The organism is Streptomyces sp. RB17 (assembly GCF_009604455.1).
Taxonomy (GTDB): Bacteria; Actinomycetota; Actinomycetes; order Streptomycetales; family Streptomycetaceae; genus Streptomyces.
This window is the reverse complement of record NZ_WEGL01000032.1, coordinates 1-20,912: the sequence shown is the minus strand read 5'-3', so window position 1 is coordinate 20,912 and position 20,912 is coordinate 1. Positions and strand designations below refer to the sequence as shown.

The 20,912-nt window shown below is 69.6% G+C and carries 18 protein-coding genes, 1 tRNA gene and 5 pseudogenes; 14 read left to right on the top strand and 10 right to left on the bottom strand.

Annotation, left to right across the window (positions count from 1 at the left end; all coding sequences use genetic code 11):
* Nucleotides 1-434 precede the first annotated feature (434 nt).
* Nucleotides 435-1,132, bottom strand: a pseudogene (locus tag SRB17_RS47900) (helix-turn-helix domain-containing protein).
* A 92-nt stretch (nucleotides 1,133-1,224) separates the two neighbouring features.
* On the bottom strand, nucleotides 1,225-2,097 hold the full coding sequence (locus tag SRB17_RS44845; protein ID WP_153547940.1) for a helix-turn-helix transcriptional regulator: 873 nt from the start codon (nucleotides 2,095-2,097) through the stop codon (nucleotides 1,225-1,227).
* A 189-nt stretch (nucleotides 2,098-2,286) separates the two neighbouring features.
* Between SRB17_RS44845 and SRB17_RS44840 the strand changes: the two genes are divergently transcribed.
* Nucleotides 2,287-3,048, top strand: coding sequence for an SDR family oxidoreductase (locus SRB17_RS44840; RefSeq protein ID WP_323377622.1), 762 nt, complete (start codon nucleotides 2,287-2,289; stop codon nucleotides 3,046-3,048).
* A 391-nt stretch (nucleotides 3,049-3,439) separates the two neighbouring features.
* On the opposite strand, the gene SRB17_RS44835 is transcribed toward SRB17_RS44840, so the two are convergent.
* Nucleotides 3,440-4,789: a transcriptional regulator gene (locus SRB17_RS44835; protein WP_323377621.1), complete on the bottom strand. Its 1,350-nt coding sequence runs from the start codon at nucleotides 4,787-4,789 to the stop codon at nucleotides 3,440-3,442.
* A gap of 187 nt (nucleotides 4,790-4,976) precedes the next feature.
* Between SRB17_RS44835 and SRB17_RS44830 the strand changes: the two genes are divergently transcribed.
* From SRB17_RS44830 to SRB17_RS44815, 4 genes are all read left to right on the top strand, one after another.
* Nucleotides 4,977-5,678: a DUF4232 domain-containing protein gene (locus SRB17_RS44830; RefSeq protein WP_153547936.1), complete on the top strand. Its 702-nt coding sequence runs from the start codon at nucleotides 4,977-4,979 to the stop codon at nucleotides 5,676-5,678.
* 174 nt (nucleotides 5,679-5,852) lie between these two features.
* A complete protein-coding gene (locus tag SRB17_RS44825; protein WP_323377620.1) occupies nucleotides 5,853-6,188 on the top strand; it encodes a YrdB family protein in 336 nt (111 codons plus the stop codon).
* A 172-nt stretch (nucleotides 6,189-6,360) separates the two neighbouring features.
* The gene (locus tag SRB17_RS44820; RefSeq protein WP_153547933.1) at nucleotides 6,361-6,894 is read left to right on the top strand and encodes a GNAT family N-acetyltransferase; all 534 of its coding nucleotides are present in this window, start codon (nucleotides 6,361-6,363) and stop codon (nucleotides 6,892-6,894) included.
* A 222-nt stretch (nucleotides 6,895-7,116) separates the two neighbouring features.
* A tRNA-Met gene (locus SRB17_RS44815) sits at nucleotides 7,117-7,193 on the top strand.
* 255 nt (nucleotides 7,194-7,448) lie between these two features.
* On the opposite strand, the gene SRB17_RS44810 is transcribed toward SRB17_RS44815, so the two are convergent.
* Nucleotides 7,449-8,162 (bottom strand): VOC family protein, encoded by a 714-nt coding sequence (locus SRB17_RS44810; RefSeq protein WP_153547931.1) that lies wholly within the window; start codon nucleotides 8,160-8,162, stop codon nucleotides 7,449-7,451.
* Between the two features lie 268 nt (nucleotides 8,163-8,430).
* Here SRB17_RS44810 and SRB17_RS47395 point away from each other — a divergent pair, with 268 nt between their 5' ends.
* Both SRB17_RS47395 and SRB17_RS47895 read left to right on the top strand, forming a co-directional pair.
* Entirely contained in the window at nucleotides 8,431-8,745 is a 315-nt protein-coding gene (locus tag SRB17_RS47395; RefSeq protein WP_267133522.1) for a hypothetical protein, read from the top strand.
* Nucleotides 8,746-9,017: 272 nt separating this feature from the next.
* Nucleotides 9,018-9,176, top strand: a pseudogene (locus SRB17_RS47895) (transposase); the annotation flags it as partial.
* Nucleotides 9,177-9,438: 262 nt separating this feature from the next.
* On the opposite strand, the gene SRB17_RS44800 reads toward SRB17_RS47895, so the two are convergent.
* From SRB17_RS44800 to nhaA, 3 genes and pseudogenes are all read right to left on the bottom strand, one after another.
* Entirely contained in the window at nucleotides 9,439-10,161 is a 723-nt protein-coding gene (locus SRB17_RS44800; protein ID WP_153547929.1) for an SMI1/KNR4 family protein, read from the bottom strand.
* 345 nt (nucleotides 10,162-10,506) lie between these two features.
* Nucleotides 10,507-10,741, bottom strand: a pseudogene (locus SRB17_RS48810) (transposase); the annotation flags it as partial.
* Between the two features lie 145 nt (nucleotides 10,742-10,886).
* A complete protein-coding gene (gene nhaA, locus SRB17_RS44790) occupies nucleotides 10,887-12,767 on the bottom strand; it encodes a Na+/H+ antiporter NhaA (protein WP_153547926.1) in 1,881 nt (626 codons plus the stop codon).
* A gap of 1,026 nt (nucleotides 12,768-13,793) precedes the next feature.
* On the opposite strand from nhaA, the pseudogene SRB17_RS48805 reads away from it, so the two are divergent.
* From SRB17_RS48805 to SRB17_RS44775, 3 genes and pseudogenes are all read left to right on the top strand, one after another.
* Nucleotides 13,794-14,026 (top strand): annotated as a pseudogene (locus SRB17_RS48805) (hypothetical protein); the annotation flags it as partial.
* A gap of 145 nt (nucleotides 14,027-14,171) precedes the next feature.
* Entirely contained in the window at nucleotides 14,172-15,725 is a 1,554-nt protein-coding gene (locus SRB17_RS44780) for an alpha/beta hydrolase (RefSeq protein WP_153547922.1), read from the top strand.
* Between the two features lie 105 nt (nucleotides 15,726-15,830).
* Nucleotides 15,831-15,953 (top strand): annotated as a pseudogene (locus SRB17_RS44775) (hypothetical protein); the annotation flags it as partial.
* 123 nt (nucleotides 15,954-16,076) lie between these two features.
* Here the strand turns inward: SRB17_RS44775 and SRB17_RS47890 are convergent.
* Both SRB17_RS47890 and SRB17_RS44770 read right to left on the bottom strand, forming a co-directional pair.
* Entirely contained in the window at nucleotides 16,077-16,211 is a 135-nt protein-coding gene (locus tag SRB17_RS47890) for a hypothetical protein (RefSeq protein WP_267133521.1), read from the bottom strand.
* Nucleotides 16,212-16,393: 182 nt separating this feature from the next.
* The gene (locus tag SRB17_RS44770; protein ID WP_153547944.1) at nucleotides 16,394-16,954 is read right to left on the bottom strand and encodes a hypothetical protein; all 561 of its coding nucleotides are present in this window, start codon (nucleotides 16,952-16,954) and stop codon (nucleotides 16,394-16,396) included.
* Nucleotides 16,955-17,345: 391 nt separating this feature from the next.
* Between SRB17_RS44770 and SRB17_RS44765 the strand changes: the two genes are divergently transcribed.
* Together SRB17_RS44765 and SRB17_RS44760 are read left to right on the top strand one after the other, a co-directional pair.
* Entirely contained in the window at nucleotides 17,346-17,555 is a 210-nt protein-coding gene (locus SRB17_RS44765; protein WP_116154985.1) for a hypothetical protein, read from the top strand.
* 64 nt (nucleotides 17,556-17,619) lie between these two features.
* Nucleotides 17,620-18,309, top strand: a complete 690-nt coding sequence (locus SRB17_RS44760; protein ID WP_228396705.1) for a restriction endonuclease — start codon at nucleotides 17,620-17,622, stop codon at nucleotides 18,307-18,309.
* Nucleotides 18,310-18,381: 72 nt separating this feature from the next.
* On the opposite strand, the gene SRB17_RS44755 is transcribed toward SRB17_RS44760, so the two are convergent.
* Complete coding sequence (locus SRB17_RS44755) at nucleotides 18,382-18,615, bottom strand: hypothetical protein (RefSeq protein WP_153547920.1); 234 nt, start codon at nucleotides 18,613-18,615, stop codon at nucleotides 18,382-18,384.
* Between the two features lie 261 nt (nucleotides 18,616-18,876).
* On the opposite strand from SRB17_RS44755, the gene SRB17_RS44750 reads away from it, so the two are divergent.
* Together SRB17_RS44750 and SRB17_RS44745 are read left to right on the top strand one after the other, a co-directional pair.
* Nucleotides 18,877-20,082, top strand: coding sequence for a DUF4241 domain-containing protein (locus tag SRB17_RS44750; protein ID WP_153547918.1), 1,206 nt, complete (start codon nucleotides 18,877-18,879; stop codon nucleotides 20,080-20,082).
* Between the two features lie 73 nt (nucleotides 20,083-20,155).
* Nucleotides 20,156-20,458 (top strand): hypothetical protein, encoded by a 303-nt coding sequence (locus SRB17_RS44745; protein WP_153547917.1) that lies wholly within the window; start codon nucleotides 20,156-20,158, stop codon nucleotides 20,456-20,458.
* Nucleotides 20,459-20,912: the final 454 nt, after the last annotated feature.

The window sequence follows — 20,912 nt, the reverse complement described above, 5'->3', positions numbered from 1 at the left end:
CGGTGCACAAATCGCTCGTGCACCAAGTCCAGTTCACGCGCCCAGAGTCTGACATCGGCAAGGTCCCCACCCATAACGACACCAACGACTGACCTGGCCATCAGTCACGGCAAGCACCGTTGCAGTACTAGCCGCGATCTTGCATGGCGGTCCGCCGACGGGGTCTGCGGGCTGCTTCATGTTCCGCAGGCGGTGGGGTTCCCAGAAATGGGCTGGTACTTCGTCTTCACCTCCGGTGCGCGGCGAGGCGGACCTGGCGTGGCCCCGCGCTGCCCGCCGCGCTGAAGCGCCGGCGTCGTCCCCCGTCACCTCGAAGCGCTGACGAAGTAGGCCAACGCCAGCAAGAGCAATCGCAGCAGCACTTTCTGTACCTCGACCACTCACGCCCGGGAATGGTCAGTGGCCCGAATGCTCTTCGCTGTCGGCCGGGTCTCTCAGGTGAGGCTGCGCAGTGCTTCGTCGTCTGTGCTGCCGGGCTGGGGGAGGTACACGTACAGGACGTGGCCCTCGGGGCCGGTGAGCGCGAAGGTCTCGAACTTGAGGCGGAGGATGCCGATGCCGTCGACGCGCAGTTGTTTCGCGCCCATCGTGCGTTCGTACACGTCGTGGGAGTCCCACAGAGCCCGGAACGTTTCGCTGCGCTCGCGCATGTCGGATCGAGGAAGGTGAACTCGATCAGGTTGTGCCCCGGGCCCCAGGCGGGATTGACCCGGGCAGCGAGTGCGGTGCCGGCCAGGACGTCACGGCTGGGGCCGACGATGAACGCGGGCAGGTCGGCCCACCGCTCCAGGAGCTGCAGCACCCCGGGCCGCACAGTGCGGGCGGTCACCATGTCGTTTTCCGCCGGTTCCGGCGACGGTATCGCCAGGGACCACAGGTAGGACCGCTCGGTGTCGTCCAGGCGCAGCGCACGGGCCAGAGCTTGCAGGATCTCGAGGGAGGGACGCCGGTCGCGGCCCTGCTCGATCCGGGTGTAGTAGGAGGGGCTGAGCCCGGCGAGCAGCGCCAGCTCCTCGCGGCGCAGCCCCTTCACCCGCCGTCGCGTGTTGTCGACGACCCCGGCGGAGGCAGCGTCGATCTTCTCCCTGCGGCTGCGCAGGAAGGAACCGAGCTGATTGTCGTCACGTGCCATGCAGATCAGCCTGCGGTGATGCTGCTCGCGGGCAACGGATCGTTCTTGCGGCTGAGGCTGGTGTCGGGGCTGGGACTCCGGGGCCAGGTTCGTCAGGGCGTCTTTGGGTGCAGGGCGTCCGTGGGCTTGTCGTGTGCCGTGCCGGCGGACTCGGTGTGTGAGAGTGCGGCGAGGAGCCGCAGTTTCTCGTCGCTGTCGCTGTCCTTGTCGGGGTAGTAGACGACGAGGATGACGTCGTCGATGGGGAGCTTGTCGCGGTGGAGGCGTAGTTCACCGACGACGGGGTGGTGGATCGTGGTCGTGCCTCCGTCGAGGCTGCGGACGTCGTGGCGGGCCCACAGGGTGCGGAACCGCTGACTGGAGAGTGCGAGTTCTCCGACGAGTTCGACGAACCGGGGGTTGTCGGTGTCGTCCCCGATGGTGGTGCGCAGGGCGGCGACGAAATCGGCGGTGGCTTTCGCCCAGTCCTGGTGGAAGGCTTGTTCCTCGGGATCGAGGAGGAGAGAACGCAGCCGGTTCTGGCCGGGCCGCAGGCGGGGGGAGAGCGCGAGGGCCATGGGGTTGGAGGCCAGGACGTCGAACGCGCGCCCTTCGACGAACGCGGGGATCTGAAGGTGGGCGAGCAGCTCGTGCACCCGGGCCGGTACGTGCTCGGGCCGCTTGCGGCGCGGTGCCCTGGGGCGCGCCGCCGTGAGGCCGAGGAGGTACGTCCGTTCGATGTCGTCGAGCTGCAGGACACGCGCGAGTGACTCGAGTACCTGCGGTGAGGGGTTCTTGTCACGGCCCCGTTCCAGGCGCAGGTAGTAGTCGGGACTGATCCCGGCGAGCAGGGCGACCTCCTCCCGGCGCAGGCCGGGCACGCGGCGGTTGCCGCCGGGCGGGAGTCCCGCCTGCGCCGGGGAGACCAGCTCACGCCGTGCACGGAGGTAGCTGCCGAGCCGGTTGCCGGATTCCTCATCCTTCATACCGACACCGTAATGCGGTCCGTGTATCTCACAGGGGGCCCTGTCAGGACCAGGGAAGACGGGGGCTCTGCCACACCCGGCGGATGCCGTCAAGACTGCGATAGCACTGTTTCGAAAGAGACAGAGAGCATCACTGTCTGCGCCGCGGGCTTGAACGCCGTCGGCGCCCTGGACTGAAGGGAAGATCTCGTGGATCTCTCCAACCGCACCGTTCTCATCGTCGGCGGAACCTCGGGTATCGGGCGGGAGCTGGCCCGGCGGTTCGTCGCGGCGGGCAGCACCGTGGCCGTCGGCGGCCGCAGCCCAGAGGCGCTCTCGGAACTCGCCGCGGAAGGGTTCGGCACGTTCAGTATCGACGTCACGGACAGCGCCTCCGTCGCGTCGGTCCGTGACGCCGTGCTCGCCCGGTACCCCGAGCTGGACACGGTGGTGACGATGTCGGGCGTCATGCTCCTGGAGGACTTGCGCGACCCTGCGCACTTCGAGGCGGCACAGACGACGATCGACACCAACTTGGTGGGCACCATCCGGGTCATCGACGCCTTCACCCCGCACCTGGTCCGGCGGGGCGCCGGCACCTTCATCACCGTTACCTCCGGCATCGCCTTTCTGCCGTTCCCGCCCATGCCCACATACGCCGCGTCCAAGGCTGCGGTGCACGCCTACTCCGAGGCACTGCGCGCGCAGCTCGACGGCACCGGTGTCGGCGTCGTCGAGCTCGTCCCGCCGGCCGTCGCCACAGCAGGCCAGGAGAAGGTGAACCCGCACGCGCTGCCGCTCGACGACTTCACCACCGAGGTCATGCAACTGCTCTCCAAGGACCCCACCCCTCACGAAATTCTCGTGAAGGGCGTCCTCGTGCACCGCTGGGCCGAACGCCATGGCACCTACGACGACCTCGTCGCACAGCGTTCCCAGGCCCTGGCCATGCTCCCCAGCCGAAAAGGCTGACACCCACCCTCGATCGGCCGCCTCCTCGCCCATCGGCCCCCGGCGGCCAACGAGCAGCGAAGGTCCTGGAGATGGCCCCGCCCCGAACCATACCGACCACCCCCTGATCCGCCGCGCAGCCGGGGAACTGGTGCGCGCTCCCAGCAGGAGCGGGCGGCCCAGCTCCCCGGGCGCGGGGCGCGGGGCGTCCAGGGTGCGCAACGAGTGCCCCAACAGGTGTTGGGAACGGGTGCCTTTGCGGCCCGCTTCGCCAGGTACTGTGACCGCGCCGACGTCGGGACATGTGGAATACGAGTCGTCGTGAGCCACTGTTCTCCCGCACCTTCGAGGGGCCGGGCCGTACACCGTCCAAGGCCGAGATCCGTGGCGCGGGGCCGCCTCCCGGATCCTGTCAGCTGTTCCGTTTGATCCATTCGCTGCCGCCCAGCGGGTAGACGTAGGCCGGGCGGCCAACGTTGGTGCAGGTGCGGAACGGGGTGCCGTTGTTGTCGACGTGGACGGTGCCGGAGCGGCTGCCGCTGGACCAGTCCAGGGTGAGGTCCCAGCGAACGTCGTGGGCGTTGGTGTGGGCGATGACGTAGAAGACCTCCGGGTCGGACTCGCTGACCTTGTACGGGAAGTCGCGCTGGCCGCCCTTGACGGTGACCGTGGGATTGCCGCTGTCGAGGTCGATGTCGAACGACTTGGTGTCGACGCCACCGCCACAGCCGTCGCCCATCGCGTAGTCGTTCCAGGCGAGCGGCGCGCCTGTGGTGAGGACGCGTACATGCAACGCCTCCAGGACGACTGTCTCCTGGCCGGTGCCCTGGACGGTGAGGGCGATCTCCTGCGCGCCCGAGGACACCGCCCCGTACGCGGCGGCCCAGCGCGGGGCGTCCTGTTCGCTCGCCGGCGGGCCGACCTGCGCGGGTTCGCTGTTGACGAGGAAGCGCTGGCTGCACGGGCTGTCGTAGACGTAGGGACGGGTGCCGACAGTGAGCGGGACGCCGCCGGTGGCGCTGCCGTCGGCCTGCCGGCCCCCGCCCCGGTTGCCGCTGTCCTTCGAAGTGCCCTCGGACCCGGTGGGGGTGACGGAGGCGGACGCGGACGGCTTGTGTGCCTGCGCGCTCGGCGAGGGGGAGGCGGACGGCTTCCCGTCGTCCGCCGTGCCGATGGCCGTCGCGGTGTCACCGGCCGCCTGTTGGCCGCCCGTGTCGTTCCCCCCACCGAACGGCACGGTGAGCGCGACGGCTCCCAGCACGGCGGCCACTGCGACGGCGGCGATCAGGACGCTACGGCGACGACGTGGCGACGCGAGTTCGCGCGGCCCGTCGACGACACCCTCCTCACCCGGCCCACCGTTCTCGTCCTCGCTCCCGCCTTCGCCCTGGCCGTGCCATGCAGGCGAGCCTGGAGCTGCCGTTTGCGCTGCATCAGCGGCATTGGGCGAACCGACCGGCTGAGGCGCCCTGGGCGCCGCCGTGCCCTGTTCCGTCCTTCTCCCTCGTGCCGCGTCCGCCAGGATCCAGCGGCGGTGCAGCTCCACCAGCTCGTCCGGCGTTGCCCGGCAGACCCTTGCGAGGCGCTCCACCGGTGCGTACTCGACGGGCACCGCTGTGCCATTGCAGTAGCGGTGCAGTGTCGACGTGCTCATGTGCAGCCGCTTGGCAAGCATCCCGTAGCTCAGTCCCGAGCGGTCCTTGAGCTCCTGCAGCAGCTGCGCGAACGCCTCCGTTCCGCCGCCCCCTGTTGCCCCTGGCACCCGATTTCCCGTCCCCTCGTATCCCAGTCCCGCGTTCCAGGGCCATTGCCTTCCCCCTGGTCAGAGTGCGTTCCGCTGTTCCGGCGTCCCCAACTGCTCGCTGGGCACGGCAGTTGGGACAGATCGCGTCACAAGCTTCGGTCATCCAATCACCACCCCGACCCGAACACCGAAGGGGCACAGCCACATGTCCAGCCTCCACACCTCCCGCACCCGTCTCGTCGGCGCCGCCACGACCGTCGTTCTCGCCGCGCTCTCCCTGACCGCGTGCACCGACGGCACAGGCGTCCACGCCGAGGGTGCCTCAGCGGCCACCACGCCGACCGCGACCTCTTCTTCCGCCGCTTCGCCTTCCGTCCCCGGCTCCAAGTCCTCCTCCCCGGCGGCCAGGCCCGCCACCGGCGGCACCTCAAGGACAGCGGCGAACGCCTCCGCGTCGAAGGGGACCGTCTCGTCCGGCAAGCCGGTCACCTGCGAGGGCTCCAACACCAAGACGGTCGCGGCCCCGCTGAACCGCCCCGTGAACCACATGCTGATCACGGTGACCAACACCGGCAGCAAGACCTGCTTCCTCTACGGCTACCCGGCCGTCCGTTTCGGCGAGGCCCAGGCCGTGCCGCCGGTCATCGAGGACTCGCAGCCGCAGGCAGTCGTCACGCTCGCGCCGGGCGAGTCCGGCTACGCCTCGGTGAACCTGTCCGCCGCCGACGGCAGCGCTACCGACGGCCACCCCGTGAACTCCCTGACCGTCTACTTCCACGGCCGCTCCGGCAACGAGAGCGTCGGCGCAGGCGCTCGCCCGTCGCTGCCCGCGAAGGGCGTCTACGTCGACGACTCCCTCAAGGTCACGTACTGGCAGCAGTCGATGGACGACGCCCTCACCTGGTGACGCTGACGAAGCTGGGTGAATGTGGCACTGGCCGCGGTTTCGTGATCACCGCGGCTGCGCTCTGACCGCCGTGTCATGCTGGGACACCGAAGCAGCGGGAGGGGAAACATGGCGGGGGGCAGTAGTGGTGTAGCCGGGCTCGATGCGCGGCCCTGGTATGCCGCGAATGAAGCCGTGGCATTTCTGCTCGAACTTGCCGCGCTGGGCTTTCTGGGCTGGTGGGGATTCGGAGCGGGGCATGAGGGAGTCCTCCGGATCTTGCTCGGCCTGGGGACACCCCTGTTGGCCGTCGTGGTCTGGGCGCTGTTCGCCGCGCCCCGGGCGCGATGGCGACCGCGGCTTCCGCTCGTCCTGGTGGTGAAGGCGCTGGTGCTCGGCGGTGGCGCCGCCGCTCTGTACGGAGTGGGGCACCCCGTCGCGGCAGGCGCCATGGCGGTCGTGACGGCTGCCAACATCACGGTCGCGGAGACTTTCCGCACCTCCCCCTCGATCAGCGCCGAATCGGGGTAGGCGCGGCTGACAACCAGGCCCGGATCACGGAACTGCGGTCAGAGCCAATTCCAGAAAATCCTCATCACAGCGGCCGTGCCGGTCGATCATGAGCATTCGGGGCGAGCGCCGGTACCAGCACAGGCGAGCGCCGATTACCGATGAGGCTCTTGCCTCCGGCAGGATGGGGACCATGACCGAGATCCGCACCCCCCGCCTCCTCCTTCGCCGCTGGCATGACGACGACCTCGCGCCGATGGCGGACATCCATGCGGACCTGCAGGTCATGCGCTGGATCGACGACGGCGCGGTGCGTGACCTGGACCGCACGGCCGGGGACATCGAGCGGTGGGAGGAGGAGTGGGACGAGGAGGGCTTCGGCCTCTTCGCCGTCGAGTTGCTGGCCTCGGGCGAACTGGCCGGCTTCACGGGGCTGTCCGTGCCCGAGTTCCTGCCGGAGGTACTGCCCGCCGTGGCGATCAGCTGGCGGTTCGGCTCACAGTTCTGGGGCCAGGGATACGCGTCCGAAGCCGCCCAAGCCACGCTGGAGTTTGCGCTCCAGGACCGGGGCCTTGATCGTGTCATCAGCATCAACCGGGTGGGTGACGACGCCTCCGAGAACATCATCCGCAAGCTCGGTATGGTGCCGGAGCGCACGACGGTACACCCGGTGTACGGCTATCCGCTGCACGTTCACACTATCGATCTCACCGAGTTCGAGGCGTGAACCGGCTGGGCCGTCGGATCATCACGAGGCAACCGACCGCTGCCCATGGACCGCATTGATCGCCACGGAATGACACATGCAGGCGAAATTTGGCGCTTTCGCGCCGCTGACTTGCACCCTCACGGAGCTGCGGTCAGAGCCAAATGCAGAGAGCGCCATCACCTCCGGTCGGACAGTGGATTCGGCCCAGCCGGATCTATGCCGTACAGTTCACCATGCCGACGCGGGGTGGAGCAGCTCGGTAGCTCGCTGGGCTCATAACCCAGAGGTCGCAGGTTCAAATCCTGTCCCCGCTACCAGAAGAAAGGGCCCGCAAGCGCGGGCCCTTTCTGCGTTGCCTCCGCCGAACGACCAGCCGACCGGCCAGCCTGCAGCGAGCAGCCACCACACGGGTGTGGCTCGCCGGGCGGGAAGCGTTGAGCTGCCGGATCGGCGATGGAGAACCTGCCCAGTGGACGATCATGTGAATTGCGTGACCATCCGCTGCCCGAATCTCTGCTGTGTTCCCAGCAGCAGTGACAACCGCCGACCGCGGCTCCCGTGGCGTTCCGGCTTCAGTGGCGCGTGAGCACGCGGAACTCGTTGCCGTCGGGGTCGGCCAGCAGCACCGCGCCGTCCTCGCCGTGGGCGGAGTCGAGACGCTTCGCCCCGAGGGAGAGCAGGCGCTCGATCTCCGTCTGCTGATCGCCGTCCGGCGCGAGGTCGAGGTGCAGGTCCTTGCCGGGGTCCGGCATCAGCGGCGGACCGCCCCACGTGATCTTCGTACCGCCGTTCGGCGACTGGATGGCGGTCTCCTCGTCCTGGTCCCAGACCAGCGGCCAGCCCAGCGCCTCGCTCCAGAAGTAGCCCACGGCCTGCGAACCATCGCAGGCGAGCGCTCCGATGAAGCCACAGTCGGCGAGGAACTTGTTGCCCGGCTCGAGGACACAGAACTCGTTGCCCTCGGGGTCGGCGAGCACCACATGGGACGCGTCCGGTCCCTGGCCGACATCGGCGTGCCGCGCGCCGAGGCCGAGTGCCCTGGCCACGGTCTCCTGCTGGTCCTCCAGGGAGGAACTGGTCAGGTCGAAGTGCAGCCGGTTCTGGCCGACCTTCTGCGCCTGGGTGGGACGGAAGCCGAGGCGGTAGCCGGCGTCATTCCCGGACATCAGGGCGACACCGTCGGAGGAGTCGTCGGCTCTCTCCAAGCCCAGGACCCCGGACCAGAAACGCGATAGGCGCTCCGGCTGGTGCGCGTCGAAGGAGATTGCGATGAGTCGGCTGGTCATTGCACCACGCTACCTCGGTCCGTCGAGTGGCAACTCTCGGCAAGGGGCTGAGCGGCCGTCAGCCGGTCAGGTGGGTGCTGGTTCTTCGCCCACGCGCGCACCAACTCCCAGAGGTCTTCGTACGGTCGGTGTCGTCAGCGGGTGAGCGCCGAATACGTCGCGGACCCGCCACGGTGACAGCTCCGAGGAGGCCATACCGGTAGCGATCGAGACTCCGCGCGGCCTGTTGGTGGCCAGTTTGCGGGCCACCGGGCAGAAGGTCTACGCGATGAACCCACTGGCCGCCGCACGCTACCGCGACTGCAGCAGCGTCACCCGAGCCGAGTCGGATGCCGCCGACGCCCGCGTCCTGGCCAACATCCTTCGTACGGACGTGGCCGCCCACCGGCCGCTGCCCGCCCACACCATCAAGACGCGATCTGGGACAAGACCCAGATGGTCAACAGACTCGGCTCCCACCTGCGCGAGTACTACCCCGCCGCCCTCCAGCCGTTCCACGGAGCCGGCACGCTTGGCCTCGATTCCAGCCCTGCCCGCGCGGTCCTGGCCGCGGCACCCACCCCGGCAGCAGCGGCCCGGCTGACCCGCAGCCAGCTGCGTGCTCTGCTCAACCGCGCTGGACGACTTCGTCGCGGGATCGATGCCGAGGTCGAACGGCGCCGTGAGATCTTGCGCAGAGACTGCCTGCAACCAGCTGCCGAAGGTCGAGCAGGCCATGGGCGAGCAAGCCCAGGGCCTCATCCGGCAGCTCGACGCCACCTGGCAGAACGTCGAGGACCTCGCGACGGCCACCGAGGAGGCTTCCTCGCCCATCCCGACTCGGAGATCATCACCAGCTTCCTCGGGCTGTCGGCGATGTCCGTAGCCTGTGTTCCGGCCGAGATCGGCGACGACCGGAAGCGATTCGCTGATTTCCGGGCCTTGAAGGCATATGCCGACGCCGCCCCGGTGACCCGGTCGTCAGGCCGCAGCCGAGTCGTGGTCGCCAGGGCCGTCAAGAACCAACGGCTGGCCTCTGTCGGCTACATGTGGGCCTTCGCCGCCCTGCGCTCACACGAACCCCGTGAGTACTACGACGGCCGACGCGCCAACGGCGAAACACACACCGCAGCCCTGCGGAACCTGTTCAACAAGCTCCTCGGCCGTCTCTATACTGCCTGCAAGCGCGCACCCTCCACGATCCCGCACTCGCTTTTGCGCACTCAGCCGTGCTCGCTGCCTGAACGTCTGCCCGATCGGCATCACGAACATGCCCACACTGGCGGTGGGCGTGCCTTCAGCCGCCCCAGAGGCCCGGGAGTTCTTCACGGATGGTCTCAAGATCGGAAATCGTGTGCCCACGCGCGTGGATCCAGGACTGGTCCTGAAGGCCGTCCCGGCGCACCAACCGGCCGGGAGCCGCGTACCAGCGAACCGGCGAGTCGTCCTCGCTCGCCCACATGGGATGGTCGGGCAGGCCGACCCGGGCATAGCGGGCGTGGAGATCCGGCATGAGCGCGTCGGGGAGCTCGCAGGCGTCATAGAGACTGTCCGCCGCGAAGAGCGACTCGCTCAGCACCAGTTCGACCCACGCCAGGGACATCCGATCGAGAAAGGGAATCCAACCCTGATGTGATTCCACCAACACCGGTGGATCGTCCTCCTCGATCTGGGCGAGGCGGATTCCCCAGGAGGCGCAGTCCTGGTTCTCGCGGCGGAAGACCAGGACGCCGCCCAGGGCGTCATCGATGTAGAGGCCAGCTAGCTTGACCAGAGGGTCCTGCCGCCGGGTCAGGTCGTCCCGGCAGCCGAAGAGCGCGTAGCCCTCACTCAAAGCGGTCGGCAGCTCGAAGCCAAGATCAGCCTCTGCAGCTGCCAATTCGTCTGCGGTGCAGCCGTCTTCCCGCTCCAGCGGACGGCTCATCCATGCGTCGGCGAACCAGCGCACGAACTCCCAGGTATGGGAGCGAGTACACACTCCGTCGCGCAGAGCCACCGACACATCAGGACCATCCAGCATGCCGGGGACGCTACCGCCTTCCTCAACCGTGCGGCGAAGCACAGGAGGCCCGGCTCCCGATCGTCGGCGGCTCAACTTGACCCGCCGACGACATGAGATGTCTTGCTGGTCAGTCCGCTCGTGAGCGCCCCAGCGCCTCTCGCCCATCGGGTTCCACACGCGCACTGCCCCCCGGCGGGAAGTCACGCGGCGGCCGAGGCCGGGCCCTGGCCGCGTGTTGATGTGCCCGGCAGGAGGTGGAGTCGATGTTCAGGGCCCATTCCCGCCTGCGCTGCACCGTCTCCTCCCCGGCCGCCCTGGCCAGCCCTGTCGGGACGGCGGCGTCGGCCTCAATCCGTGACTCGGCCAGGATCCGCCGCCATGTTCCATCCGCCGACCAGCGGCGATGCCGTTCGCAGGCGGTCTGCCAGGGGCCATACCGCACACGCAGGTCCGGCCAGGCACCCCGTACGGGCCCGGAACAGCACTCCGTTGATCACATTGCGGTGATCGGCCCACCACCCGCCAGGCTTGCCGTTGGCGGCAGTCACGGCTCAATCTTCTGCCACTGCGTGTCCGTGAGCTCATGTCGCCGCACCATGAGACGCGTCTGCCCAGCCCAAGAGCTGATCCCCCCAGCCCATCGAGAGCCATCAGAAGCGGCCTAGCGGTACTCGGTTCGCGTTCGATGGCGCTCGTGATCTGTGTCAGCCCGAGTCACGGCGAGGCCCCTCTGCCGTGGTCCGTCACGTGGCGACGGAGGCGCGCTCCCGGGCAGCGCGGACGGCGGCGGTGAGGCTCGTGAGGTCGTAGGCGCCGTGGTGTCTGCGGCCGTTGATGAAGAAGGTGGGGGTGCCGGCGATGCTGCTGAGGTCGGCCGATTCGACGTTCTGGGCGATGCGGGCTGCGCCCGTGTGGGCGCGCATGTCTCGTTCGAAGCGCTCGGTGTCCAGGCCGATGGAGGCCGCGTGGGCGTGCAGGTCTTCGATGCGGAGGGCTTGTTGATGGCTGAGCAGCAGGTCGTGCATGTCCCAGAAGCGGCCCTGGCGTGCGGCTGCTTCGGAGGCTTCGGCGGCGAGTTGGGCGTGGATGTGCACGTCGGTGAGGGGCAGGTGGCGCCATACGTAGCGCAGGTCGCCGAAGTCGGCGAGGAGTTCACGGACGACGGGCTCGGCCTGCCCGCAGTACGGGCATTCGTAGTCGCCGTACTCCACGACGGTCACAGAGGCGTGGTGTGGCCCTCGGATGTGATCGCGGTCGGGGTCGACGGGCACGGCCAGGTCGGTGATCGTCTCCGCCTTCCCGAGCAGGGCCCGGAGCCGCAGCGGAGGCGGCAGAAGGCCGATCGCCGCCGTGACGAACCGGGCTGTCAGGAAGGAGCAGACCAGTGTGGCGAGGATGCCGAGCTTGGCCTGGTCGAGGCGTCCACCGTGGAAGGCGAGGGTCGCGATGAGCAGGGAGACGGTGAACCCGACCCCGCACAGCGCGCCGCCGGCGGTTGCCGCTCCCCAGCCGACCGGGAGGCGCAGCCGCCCGCGGGAGGCGAGCGTGGTGAGCGCACAGGCCCCGACGATGCCCAGTGGCTTGCCGAGGACGTAGGCGATGAGAATGCCCAGGGTGACGGGCGAGGTGAAGGCTCGTGCCAATTGATCGCCGCTGATCTCGATGCCGACGTTGGCCAGGGCGAACAGCGGGACGACCAGGTAGCTGGTCCAGGGGTGGTAGAGGCGTTGCAGGCGGTCGTTGGGGGAGATCGCCGAGGCGATGCCGGCGCGGACGGACCGCTCCAGCTCCGGGGTGGGCTGTTCGCGGAACAGCCGGAAAAGGCCGCTCGCGTGTTCCAGGTCGGTGCGCGAGGCAGGGTAGGCGTAGGTGAGCAGCCCCAGGGCGAGACCGATCACGACCGGGTCCACACCCGACTCGAGCAGGGCGGCCCAGGCGACGACGCCCAGCAGCGCGTACAGGCTGCCGTGGCGTACGCCGAGTCGCCGGCTGAGCAGGACGAGTGCGAGGGTACTGATGGCGACGACGAGTGCGGGCGCGGTGATGCGGTCGCTGTAGACGAAGGCGATGACGCCGAGGGAGAGGAAGTCATCGACCACGGTCAGCAGGAGGATGAAGACCCGCAGCCCGGGCGGCATGCCGCGGCCCGCGACGGCCAGCACGCCCAGGGCGAACGCGGTGTCGGTGGACATCGCCGCACCCCAGCCCTGCTCGCTGCCGTGGCCGGCGTTGATGGCGAGGTAGATGGCGATGGGCACGATCATGCCGCCGAGCCCCGCGACGAGCGGCAGCGCGAGCCGCTTGCGCTCGCGCAGTTCTCCCATGTCGAACTCGCGGCGGGCCTCCAGACCGACGACGAAGAAGAAGAGCGTCATCAGGCCGCTGTTGACCCACTCGCGCAGGCTGAGCGAGATCCCGTACGTGCCGAGGCGGACAGACAGGCGGGTATCCCAGAACGATGTGTATGCCGAGGGTGCCGCGTTGGCCCAGACGAGTGCGGCGATCGCGGCGGCGACCAGGACGGCGGCGCCGCCGGTCTCGGTGCGCAAGAAGGTACGCAGCGGGGAACGCGAGCCGCTGCTGCACAGCGTCTGGCGTGTGTAAGCGTCTGGTTCACGGGACATGGGTCAGATTCTCGTTCGAGGCGCGTGGCCACGGGCCTGCGGACGGAGACCCGGTGTGTCGGCCGGGGCGTTTGCCAGTCAGACAGGGTTCCCGTGTCATGGCAGCGGCAACGACGACCGGGTTCGCGGGGACATCTCCGGATCCGCCCAGGCACTGAACGGGCGGCCCGGCACACGCCATGCCTAGCACTCGTCCGGCGCATCGGCCACCAGGTGCCGACTGGAACGAGGGAAGGAAAGCGCGGGCCGTGGCCAGGACGCGCTGTTCGGATGCGCTGGCGCCGCGCCGGGTGAGTGTCGTGGCGGTCTGCAGTTGGGAGCGGACGTCCCAGGCCCGCTTCTCGGCGACTGCCTTGGCGAGGTCGGCCGAAGACCCGCTGCTGGTAGGCCTCATGGCCGACCAGCCATGCCCGTGCCTCCTCAAGTGCCTGCTCTCCTTCGACGCGGGCTGCGGCATCCAAGCTTTCGAGGAAGGGGCCGCTGCCCGCGTAGGCCCCGGAGTCCTAGCCCGGACACCAGGGGACAGGTAACCCGCCAGTAGGTTCCGGGGTTCGCTTCTCAACCGGCGGCCCACGGGCAGGTCGGCCAGCCGTCGCGGGAGTTCTCCGAGGCGGTCACCTTCGCGTTCATGGACTGTGACGCGAATGGGAACCGCTAGAGGGTGAACCCGAGGAACCTATCTACGAGCTGATCGGTCGTCTGGCTCCGTGTGCCTGCGGCCGTATCGAGCTGGACGACAAGGACGTGTGCCGGGCCGCGCTGACGAGCCTCGCGGCGTCCTTCGGCCTGCCGTACGCCCGGGCGCTTCTCCCGGCAAGCCTGGACTACGCCCACCGCACCGGGGGCTGCGCCCAGCAGAGGGCGGTCCTGCACGAGCTGGTGGCCGCGCACCCGCCGGCCGACGAGCCGGGAGAGCTGTCGGCGCTCCTGCAGCGGCTGCGCCTGGTGCACCAGGCCGGGACGCAATGCCAGGTGTGCGACCCCGACCGCCGGGGCGGCGCCGTCATACGGCGGCCCGGTCCTCCCGGAGCCCGACGTCCCCTCGCCTACGCCCTGCGCGGCCGACCTCACCAGCCGGGCCTGGACGAACAGATCGTGCAGGTGGTGGTCGACGACTACATCCGCCCCGTCGGGCGGGGCGGATGATGACCGCCCGCGGCCCCCGGCCACAGCCCGCCCCGGTGACGGCCTCGCCGCCGCACACCCAGCAGCCCGGCGTCCAGCACACGCCGGGCCGGACCGCAGGAGGAGTCGCGTGAGCACGGGGCGGTCCAAATTTCTGGGCACTCTCGCGAGCCGTGCTGTCGGAGGCGGCTTGTACCCTGCACTCATTCGACGATCGGACGATCATGGGTACGGTCATGCGGGCAGCGGGCGTCCAGGGGCGGGAGCGCGGGGATTTCGATGAGTGACGCACATCCGATACGAAGCCGCAGACCGGGCCTCTCGGTCGGTGCGCGCATCATCGCCGGGGTCGTCCTCGCCGCGATCGGGGCCGTCGGCGCCTGGCTCCAGCACGACGCTCCCGGCCGGAATGCGGAACCGCGTACGGAGTTCACCGCGAACAACCCGCCCGCCGGTCTGCCCACCGCGCTCACCACCGGCCAGCACCTCCACTGGTCCCGCTGCACCTCGCCGCCCACCGCGCGCACGGGCTACGAATGCGCCGTCATGAAGGCCCCCCTCGACTACCGGAAACCAGACGGCAGGACGATCGACGTCGCCCTGATCCGCCGCAAGGCCACCGGCCCGAACGCCCGGCGCATCGGCTCGCTCGTCCTCAACTTCGGCGGTCCCGGCGTGTCCGGCGTGAGCGGACTGCCCGAACGCCTCAACCAGTACAAGCCGCTCCTCGACCGCTACGACCTGGTCTCCTTCGACCCGCGCGGCGTTGGCGCGACCATCCCGGTGCGTTGCGGGAAGACCGCGGACGACACCGGCTACGACGGGGCCGACGCCTGCGCCGAGCACTCCGGGGCGCTCCTCCCGTACATCGGCACCTTGCACACCGCGCGCGACCTGGACCTGATGCGCTACCTCCTCGGCGACGAGCGGCTGCACTACTTCGGCGTCTCGTACGGAACGGCGCTCGGCGCGGTCTACGCCCACCTGTACCCGTCGCACGTCGGACGGCTCGTCCTCGAAGCGTCCGTCGAACCGACCGAGGACCTCGACGAGGAGCAGGTGTCGCAGGTCAAGGCGGTCCAGGCGGCGTTCGACCGGTTCGCTGCGCACTGCGCGGCCCGTATCCGCCACTGCCCGACCGGCGACGGGCCCGAGGAGGCCGCGCGACGCATGGCGCGCCTGGCCGACCGCCTGGAGAAGAAGCCCGCTCCGGCCGGCGGCGGAAGGAACCTCGACGCCGACGACCTCGCGTACGCCGTCAGCGACCATCTCGACCTCGGCACAGACGGCTGGTCGCCGCTCGCCAAGGCCCTCACCGCGCTGATCGACCACAACGACGGCCGTCCGCTGAGCAAGGGCGCGGACGACATCGGCTCCGCCGACCGCGCGGCGACCCCGCGCGACAGCAGCCGCGCCGCCCAGACCGCGATCACCTGCGCGGACTCCAGCCTGCGGCCCGGCTTCGAACGCCTCGACAGGGACGAGGCCCGCATCAAAGCCGCCTCACCCGTCTTCGGCGCGGCCTGGTCCACCGGCGTCTACCTCTGTTACGACTGGCCGTTCGGCGGCGAGCGCGCCACGCCCCAGGTGAACGCCGACGGCGCGGCCCCCGTCCTAGTGGTCGGCGGCACCGGCGACCCGACTACCCCATACCCCGGCGCCCGCCACATGGCCCGCGCCCTGGGCGACGGTGTCGGCGTGCTCCTGACGGCCGAGGAGGAGGGCCACGGCACATACCCGCAGAACCGCTGCGTCACGGAGACGGTCGACCAATACCTCCGCACGGGCCGCACCCCGGCCCCGGGGACGGTGTGCCGGGGCAGCATGTCCTGAGGCCCGTACGGATCCGCCGGGCGGCCGTCAGCACACCGGTTCGCTCGCAGGGGCCCCGGGCGTGCACCACCACACCGCCCGGTCCGAGACCGCCTTCGGGTGGGTGCCGGGTCGATCGCCTGGGGCATGATCGCCGACGGATACCGCCCCGATCGCTTCGACGTCATCGGAGCCCTCGTCCGCCTCACAGGAATGGACGTGATCATGTACGCCTCGCGTGGTATCTGACGACCTCAACCGCAGGCCATTCCGCCCGATTGAATCCGACACCGCGAGCGGCGCGAAGGCGTCCCGCCCGAAGCTCGTGCTCGTCGGCTACGCGCGGGTCTCGACCGCCGACCAGAACCCCGATCATCTGATTGACGCCCTGCTGCGGCCGGCGTCGCCGCAGCCGCCCAGGAGCAGCCCGCACGAGAAGGTGGCGTGGGCGTGCGTGCGGCGGAAGACGTCCTGCTCGATCGCCTCGGTCGGCAGCACCACGGGCACGTCCGAATGCTCATCCCCGATCACTGCCGTCTGCACCAGCCGCGTGTCCCGCACTAAGACGACCCCAATCGCCCACGGTCAACGATAGATCCGCAGGCGGCGCGCACGACAGAGAGCCGATCGGTCCCCTCCCGACGGCAACCACCCTGGCGGCATGACGAGTTGAGCCCGTTGCGGCCGGGTCAGCGGGCGAACGCTTCGGTCAGGCGCACGCTGTAGCCGTCCTCTTCCATCAGCACGACGGTGACGCCGAACGGGTCGGGATGGACCAGCTCGGTCGGGGTGAAGGAGAAGTTCACCGCGGCCTGGATCGGCGACACCAGTTCACCGCCGGGCTGCGGCGGCAGGGCCGGCCTCCAGTCCGGGGCGACCGACGCCCAGCCCTCGGGGCTGCGGGACAGGAACTGCTCGCCGTAGGGGAACTGGTGCAGGACATGCCCGATGCGCGTGGCGAGCACCATGTTCAGGCACGGTGCCGGGCCGACGATCGGCAGCTCGCAGGCGGTGGCGACATCGTGGGTCTCCCAGGCGAGGACCACCTCGTCCGTGCCGGCCGCCGCGGCGATATTCGCGAGTTCCGCAATCCCGGCGAGCGCGTCCTGACCGACCTTGATGGGCCGGACCCAGATCAGCCCGACCAACTCGCCACGCACCAGCGGCATCATGACCGGCCGCGGCACGGCTCCCTCGGCCAGCGATGCGGTGTACGTCTCCTTCATCACGCCCACCAGGCCGTTCCACATCCGTGCTTCCACGGAAGCCCCCTTCCTCGCGCCGATCCGATCACCGCACCCTGCCACGAGGGCTGAGGCCGTGTCAGCGAGATGATCACCCAGCTGCGGAGCGGTGCTGGCGGAAGGCTTTGCTCTCAGGGGGCCGTCAGCTCAGCTGTGCCACAGCGGCGCCGGGGGCCTCGGGCTGTCTGCCGGAGCTCGGCTTCTGAAGTTCGTATACGTCGCCGTGCACGTCCACGGCTGGCCCGCCGTGCGGTATTCGGCCAGGTCCGATGGCTTTGTGCCATTCGTCGGCAACCCGGTCCCAACATCACTGCGGCCCGGCTACATAAGGAGGCTGGGGTGGCGTGCTGCCGTCCCCGCGTGGTGATGGCCGGTCGGTGGGGGAGGTTGGGAACGGTTGCTGACCATCAATGTGGCGGTGCTGCTCGCAGTCATCGTCGTCTGGCGACTGCGACGGCGTACGGAGGCCCGCAGCCGTTTTGACGAGAAGCTGACCGTCGTCATCGTCCTGGCGCTGGGCGTCCTGATCGCACCCACCCCGGCGGGCCAGGGGATCTTGAACATCGTGGGACAGCTTGCGAGCGGCGTCACCCAGGCCGGCCGATGAGCCCCCGCACATGTACGGGCCGGACGGCGCCCGTCGGGGCACGGGGTTGCGGAGCGGGGGAGTGATGGCGGCACGTCGTCGGCGCCGGCGCTTGAAGAAGCGGACGCGCAGGCAGCTGCAGGGCTGGGGTGCGGTGGCGGCGGTGGCCGTCGTGGTGTGGGTGGCCGGGCACTGGTCGGTGCTGTGGCCTGTCCTGGTGGCCGTGCTCGCCGCGGCCGTGGTGGGCGGGGCCGGATGGGCACTGTTGGGGGCGCACCGTCTCGCGGTCGGCCAGGACCGGGCCTGGCGAGCTCAGGAGGAGCCCAGGGCGCGGGAGTTGTCGATGGCCGAGGTCGACGCGTTGTCGTGGCAGGAGTTCGAGACGTACGTCGCGGACCTGTGCCGACGGGACGGCTGCACGAAGGTCATCGTCAGCGGAAAAAGCGGCGACCTGGGCGCGGATGTCGTCGGTTACCTGGCCGACGGCCGCAAATTGGTGGTCCAGGTCAAGAAGTATGCGCCGCACCGGAGTGTGCCCTCGCAGGACATGCAGAAGTTCGTCGGCACCGCCCGTCTCGAGCACGGCGCGGACGTCGCGTTGTTCGTCACCACCTGCCGCACGTTCACGAAGGCTGCACTGGGCCTGGCGCTGCGCCAGGACATCGTGGCCATGCACCGCGACCTGCTGGGCTCCTGGGTCAAGGGCGCTCATCTGGAAACCCTGATCCCGCTGAACGGCAGCGGCGGCGGCACCAGGCGGCGCCCCTCCGCCTGACTGGGCGGGCTGCTGCTCGGCATCTCCACGCGTGCGGGCTGACCTCCATCACCGGCCCCACCCACGTTGGTGTCAGGGCGGCCAGGGCAGCGCCGTCAGCAGGACAACGCCGGTCACGAGGACGAGCGCGGTCAGTGCCGGTCGACGGGTGCGGCCCGGTCCGGCACCGACCGCGATCAGCGCGACGGTGAACACGGTGACCAGGAGCCACACGGCGAGCCACGCGGTCAGGGGCAACCGACGGAATTCGTTGACCAGCCGTAACGTGGCTTCCGCCGGGTTGGATTCCCGCGCAGGAGTGCCCACGTTCCCGCCCTTGAGCGTCGGCGCTGACGCGAACGCACGCATCACCGATGGGGCCCGCCGAACCGACTGTGTTTCGTCACCTGGGGCGGCCCATTTCGTCGGTAACCCCAGGTTGCTGGCCTCCCACGATCCTATGTGTCACACCGAAGTGGCAGACTGGCGGCCCAACGAAGCTCCGGAAGGGCAGGGCGATGCGGCAGGGTCATCCGTCGAGCGCCACTGCTCGGGGGCGGCTGGTGCCACGGGGGGAGATGCGCGGCTGTGATCTTCGACAGTCTTGATGTGTCGTACGGCAACATGTGGGGTTCCCACCAGGGAATGACCCATCCGGACCCGATGTCGCGCGCGGTCGCGGCACGCAGACATGCTGCCGGGATGGAGTACGCGGTTCTGCTGTCCCGGCGGGAGCGACCGCTGGCACTGGTCGAATACTGGCCGCGCCGGATGTGGCGCGTGTATCTGTTCGACGACAGGTCCTGGCGCATGCAGATGATCGACCTCAAGCCGCACAGCACGGGGATGTTGTTGGCTCACCGGAACACCCGATGGCAGTTTTCCAACGAGCAGGAGCACTCGTCCTGGAAGTGGGATGTTCAGGAGACCACGACCGTCTCGGCCGACGGGCAGGTCGAGGTGAGGTCCGAGTTCGCCGGGCCGAGGGGAGCGTCGACGGAGCCACTGCACGTTCGAACATCCGGCCCGTCGAGCGTCCCCGTGCGGCGGTTCCCGGCGCCCGTCGAAAGCTTTCTCTGCCCCGTACCGGAATTCGGCGACTGGCAGGTGTTCGCGCCGTTCCTCGCCCAGCAGGGCCACGAGCCCGCCACGCCCGTGGTCCTGAGCGACGTGTCGGTGGACGAAGGATCGGGACCGCTGCGCGCCACCGGAATCGAGCAACTGTTCAGTCCGGGCGCGTGCGACACTCCGGATGGGCCGGGCGTCGTCGAGCCCGTTGACGCCGGCCTGCTGCGGATCACGTCAGGGCAGCTGGCGGTCTCGGACCCCGGCTGGATCGGAGAGACCCCGCGGACCGTCGCTGTGCCACCGGGCGAGTTCCCGGTCACGCTGTCGCTTTTGCGCACGACACGCGGGGCCGGTGTCGCCGCGGCCAGGGTGACGTTCCTGGACATCCCGCCCCGCGAGTGGGAAATGGCCCTCCGGCCCGACGAGGATCTGGGGCTGCTCGGCGAGGGCCAGTTCTACGGGGTTGGCGTGGATACCGGCACAGCGGCTTTCATGGATGCGACTCGGACGGTGATCGAAGACCAGCTGGACGAGGACCTGTTCATACCCCTCGACAGCCATTTCACCGTCGAGCTGCCCAGCACGGGGCTCGAGCCGAACCTCATCGCCTTCCGTGCCGGCCGGGGCGACGGGGTCTACCCCGTCTGGATCGGCCGCACCGATGACGGACAGGTGGGTTGCGTCGTCGTCGACTTCCAGCTCCATTCCGCTGACGGGGGAGAGTAAGGAGCCGCCGACCATCGGCGCGAGGCCGCACTGCCCGAGACTGGGACCGCGGCGAACCTCCAGAGTGCACACGGTGATTGAGAAGCTCGACAACTCGATCACCGACTTCGGCCTGGTGGACGCCTTCCCGGAGGACGTCAAGGAAGCTCGCCAGCGGTACTACGCGCCGATGCACATGGGCGATAGGGCCACCGGCGCAATGCGCTGGCATGGTGGGCCAGCAAGTCCAGCAGGGCGTGTATCCCGCGCAGATACGCAGAAGTTCCCGCACACGGGAGCCGCCTTCGGTGGGATCGGCGTCAGCCCAATCGCCCGGCCGACGGCGGTCTGCGCTTCGTCACCCACACAGCCCCATTTCATCGGTACGCCTCTGTAGGGGTCCTGGGTCGTGCCGGGCCTGGCCGCGCAGGGGTGTGCGGCAGCCCCGGCGCTGTCCGGCGCTGTCCGGCGGGGGCCGTGTCCGGCCGGCCCTGAGCCGTGGTCTTCGCCTCGTCCGGCCGGTGACTTTCTGGGGCCCGGCGGGGGAGGCCGGCGCCGTGCGGGCCCGGCATGAACACGGTGAGGATGACACCTGAGTCCTCAGAGTCCTCCGGTTCGTCCTGCCGTGCCCCGGCGAGGACTCGCTGTGACGCCGGTGCTGCCCGCGGGGCTCGGGGCACTGCCGGTGCCGCGGTGGCCGGGTCCCCTGCCGGTCGGGTCGTCTCCGGGCGGATGGTCTGTCTCTGTGTCCGGCTGCGGCTCTGCTCGGGGCCGGGGGTGAGGGGGTGGGTGCGGGGGGTCTGGGCGTGATGTCGGCCATGCGAGCGGGATCACATCCTATGGAGGGTCGT

What these genes read in the sequence shown, in the direction of transcription:
- SRB17_RS44810 (WP_153547931.1), bottom strand. Translation starts at nt 8,162, where the DNA reads ATGACCAGCCGACTCATCGCAATCTCCTTCGACGCGCACCAGCCGGAG.
- SRB17_RS44770 (WP_153547944.1), bottom strand. Translation starts at nt 16,954, where the DNA reads ATGTGGAACGGCCTGGTGGGCGTGATGAAGGAGACGTACACCGCATCG.
- SRB17_RS44830 (WP_153547936.1), top strand. Translation starts at nt 4,977, where the DNA reads ATGTCCAGCCTCCACACCTCCCGCACCCGTCTCGTCGGCGCCGCCACG.
- SRB17_RS44800 (WP_153547929.1), bottom strand. Translation starts at nt 10,161, where the DNA reads ATGCTGGATGGTCCTGATGTGTCGGTGGCTCTGCGCGACGGAGTGTGT.
- SRB17_RS44820 (WP_153547933.1), top strand. Translation starts at nt 6,361, where the DNA reads ATGACCGAGATCCGCACCCCCCGCCTCCTCCTTCGCCGCTGGCATGAC.
- SRB17_RS44845 (WP_153547940.1), bottom strand. Translation starts at nt 2,097, where the DNA reads ATGAAGGATGAGGAATCCGGCAACCGGCTCGGCAGCTACCTCCGTGCA.
- nhaA (WP_153547926.1), bottom strand. Translation starts at nt 12,767, where the DNA reads ATGTCCCGTGAACCAGACGCTTACACACGCCAGACGCTGTGCAGCAGC.
- SRB17_RS44780 (WP_153547922.1), top strand. Translation starts at nt 14,172, where the DNA reads ATGAGTGACGCACATCCGATACGAAGCCGCAGACCGGGCCTCTCGGTC.
- SRB17_RS44760 (WP_228396705.1), top strand. Translation starts at nt 17,620, where the DNA reads ATGGCGGCACGTCGTCGGCGCCGGCGCTTGAAGAAGCGGACGCGCAGG.
- SRB17_RS47395 (WP_267133522.1), top strand. Translation starts at nt 8,431, where the DNA reads ATGAACCCACTGGCCGCCGCACGCTACCGCGACTGCAGCAGCGTCACC.